This is a genomic window from Nocardiopsis tropica (assembly GCF_042660575.1).
GTDB classification, from domain to species: domain Bacteria; phylum Actinomycetota; class Actinomycetes; order Streptosporangiales; family Streptosporangiaceae; genus Nocardiopsis; species Nocardiopsis tropica.
The window spans coordinates 1-3,246 of the sequence record NZ_JBHSUF010000051.1 but is presented as its reverse complement, the minus strand read 5'-3'; the positions used below and the strand labels follow the sequence as shown (position 1 = coordinate 3,246).

Annotated in this window: 2 protein-coding genes and 2 pseudogenes; 3 read left to right on the top strand and 1 reads right to left on the bottom strand. The window is 68.9% G+C overall.

Translation table 11 applies throughout. The features are described from left to right. Positions 1–155, top strand: a pseudogene (locus ACFQBR_RS33505) (ATP-dependent Clp protease ATP-binding subunit ClpX); the annotation flags it as partial. 126 nt (positions 156–281) lie between these two features. Here ACFQBR_RS33505 and ACFQBR_RS33500 read toward each other — a convergent pair. Further along, positions 282–992 carry a DUF305 domain-containing protein gene (locus ACFQBR_RS33500; RefSeq protein WP_267948593.1) on the bottom strand — a complete coding sequence of 237 codons (711 nt, stop codon included), beginning with the start codon at positions 990–992 and terminating at the stop codon, positions 282–284. Between the two features lie 312 nt (positions 993–1,304). Here ACFQBR_RS33500 and ACFQBR_RS33495 point away from each other — a divergent pair, with 312 nt between their 5' ends. Together ACFQBR_RS33495 and ACFQBR_RS33490 are read left to right on the top strand one after the other, a co-directional pair. Then, positions 1,305–2,684, top strand: a complete 1,380-nt coding sequence (locus tag ACFQBR_RS33495) for an LVIVD repeat-containing protein (protein ID WP_378554976.1) — start codon at positions 1,305–1,307, stop codon at positions 2,682–2,684. A gap of 198 nt (positions 2,685–2,882) precedes the next feature. Continuing rightward, a pseudogene (locus ACFQBR_RS33490) lies at positions 2,883–3,246 on the top strand (hypothetical protein); the annotation flags it as partial.

The window sequence follows — 3,246 nt, the reverse complement described above, 5'->3', positions numbered from 1 at the left end:
TCGAGGAGGTGTTGTTGTCGGTGATGTACGAGGTGCCTTCGCGTGAGGATGTGGGGCAGGTGATCATCAGTCGGGAGACGGTGATCGACAACGTGAACCCCACGATCGTGCCGCGGGCCCAGCTGGACTCCGACCACCAGGAGAAGTCCGCCTGATCCCGCCGCGGTGCGGCCCCCGGGGCCCGCGCCGGCGGCGGTACGCGAGAGGGGCGCCCCCGGGCCGGGGGCGCCCCTCTCGCGTCCTCGGACGGGCCGCCGGGCATCCGCGCCGGAGGGTGGGCGTCACGCGTCCTCCAGCACCTCCGCCATGCGGCCGATCTCCGCGTTCTGCTCCGCGATCACGTCGTTGGCCATCCTGAGCACGGTCTGGTCCCTGCCCTCGGCCATCGCGTCCTCGGCCATGGTGACCGCGCCCTCGTGGTGGGTGGTCATCAGTTCCACGAAGAGCCGGTCGAACGCGTCGCCCTCGGCCTCCGCCAACTGCTCCAGTTCCTCCGGCGTGGCCATGCCCGGCATGTCGGCGTGGTCGACGTCCAGCTCGCAGGCGGGCACGTCGGCGTCCTCGCCGTGGTGGGTGCCGTCCCCCTCCAGGCCGCAGAAGTTCTGGTGCGCGGGGTTCTCCCGGGCGGGGCCGAAGACGTTCTCCTCCAACCAGCTCTCCATGGCGGTGATCTCCGGCCCCTGGGCCGCGGCGATGCGGTCGGCGATGCGCTCGATGCCGTCGCGCTCGTGGCGCTCCGGGACCAGGTCGGTCATCTCCAGGGCCTGGGAGTGGTGCTCGATCATCATCACCAGGTAGGTGACGTCGGCCTCGTTGTGTCCCTGCTCCTCGGCCAGGGCGGCGATCTGGTCGGCGGTCGCGGGCGACGATGACTCGCCGGGCGCTCCGGGGGCGATGACGTTGGCCGACTCCCGGCCTTCCTCGTCACCGGTACAGGCTGTGGCTCCGAGCAGCGCGAGAGCTGCTCCGGTCGCGAGTGCCAGGCGACGCACGAGGTGTCCTCCGATGGGGGTGTGGCGCGGACGGATCCGCGGTGTCGTGGGGCCCGGTGCCCCTGAGGCAACGTCCTGCGGGTTTTCTACTCACTCGGTGGGTGTTTTGTCCAGCCCTGAGGGTGTGTCGGCAGGACAGGGTTTCCTTCGGTACGCGTCCGGTCCGCGCCGGGCGGGGCCTGTGGGGCGGCCTCCTGGGGATTGGTCAGTAGATGTCCGGTCTCGGCGTTTCATCTGGAATGTGGTGACTCAAGGGAGTACAACACAAAGTAGTCAATTGGCATCTTTGTGTAATTCCTGGGGGTGTGGGCTGTGGTGCGTGGACGAGGACGCGGTGGCCGGGTCCGCTGGGGGGCGGTCGGGGCGGGGTTCCTGGTGGCCGTCGGCCTCCTGGCCGTCCCCGGGGCGCGCGCCGCCGACGGCGTGAGCACGGGAGGCGGGGTGGTGCACCTGGCCAACCTGCCCAAGCCCGAGGGGCTGCACAGCGACGCCGCCTACAACTCGGACCTGGCGTTCACCGGCGACTACGCCATCGGCGGCAACTACGACGGGTTCGTCGTCTACGACATCTCCGTCCCGGCCCGGCCCCGGCTGGTGTCCACCGTCGTGTGTCCCGGCGGGCAGGGAGACGTGTCGGTGAGCGGTGACCTGCTGTACTTCTCGGTCGACTACCCGCGCGCCGGTACGGAGTGCGGTGCGGCGTCGGTGCCCACGACCGACCCGGAGGGCTTCGAGGGCATCCGGATCTTCGACATCTCGGACAAGGCGAACCCGCAGTACGTGGCGGCCGTGCCCACCGACTGCGGCTCGCACACCAACACCCTCGTCCCCGGCAAGGACGGCGAGCACGAGTACATCTACGTCTCCTCCTACTCGCCCTCCGAGCGCTTCCCCAACTGTCAGCCGCCGCACGACAAGATCTCGATCATCGAGGTGCCGCTGGCCGATCCCGCCGCTGCCGCGGTGGTCAACGAGCCCGAACTGTTCCCGGACGGCGGGCACCGGAGGACCACGGGCTGCCACGACATCACCGTCTACCCGGAACGGGACATCGCCGCGGCGGCCTGCCTGGGCGACGGCCTGCTGCTCGACACGTCGGACCCGGCCGAGCCGCGGGTGGTGGACCGCGTCCAGGACCCGAACTTCGCGTTCTGGCACTCGGCGACGTTCACCAACGACGCCAGGAACGTGGTCTTCACCGACGAGCTCGGCGGCGGAAGCGCGGCCACCTGCACGGAGGAGATCGGCCCCGAGCGGGGCGCCGACGCCGTCTACTCGCTGGACCTCGGTGGCGCGTCCCCCGAACTCGGGTTCAGGAGCTACTACAAATTGCCGCGCCATCAGACCGAAACCGAGAACTGTGTGGCGCACAACGGCTCGCTCATTCCCGTGCCCGGGCAGGACTTCTTCGTGCAGTCCTGGTACCAGGGCGGCGTCTCGGTCATCGACCTGACCGATCCCGACCGGCCCGTGGAGATCGGCCACTTCGACCGCGGCCCCTGGAAACCGGACACGCTGAGCACCGCCGGCTCCTGGTCGGCGTACTACTACAGGGGCCACGTCTACTCGTCCGATATTCAGCGGGGCCTCGACGTGCTCAAACTGACGGACCCGCGTTTGTCCGAGGCGGAGAACGTGCGGATGGACGAGTTCAACCCGCAGTCACAACCGTCTTTTCCGTCCCCGCGATGACAGAACGGACGGCTGCGGGGCGCGCCGGGTCCACCTGGCGGGCCCCGCAGCCGCCTGCGGCTAGTCGCGTTGTGCAGCCAGATCGGGTCAGGCCGACACCGTGTTAACAACCATGTTTCTTTTGTATCCCCCTATACATGTTGATGTTGAACTGTGTACGTTCTTCCTGTTTCGCTCCAATCAGAATCAGGAGTTCGTATGGCGTCATCCCCCCCGCCCCCCCGCCCCAGATACGCCTCGGCCCGAAGAGGGCTGACCGGCCTCACCCTGGCCGGAGCCGCCGCCCTCGTGGCCGGACTCCTCGGTCCCGCCTCCGCCTCCGCCGACGACGCGTTCGTCAGCGACGCCGACACCAGCTCCAACGTGACTCATGTGACCAACGTCCCGAAGACGGAGTCGATGAGCGACTTCAACTCGGACCTGGCGTTCACCGGCGACTACGCCATCGGCGGCAACTACAACGGCTTCGTCGTCTACGACATCTCCGAGCCCGAGGACCCGCAGGTCGTGTCCGAGGTGCTCTGCCCCGGCGGGCAGGGAGACGTGTCGGTGAGCGGTGACC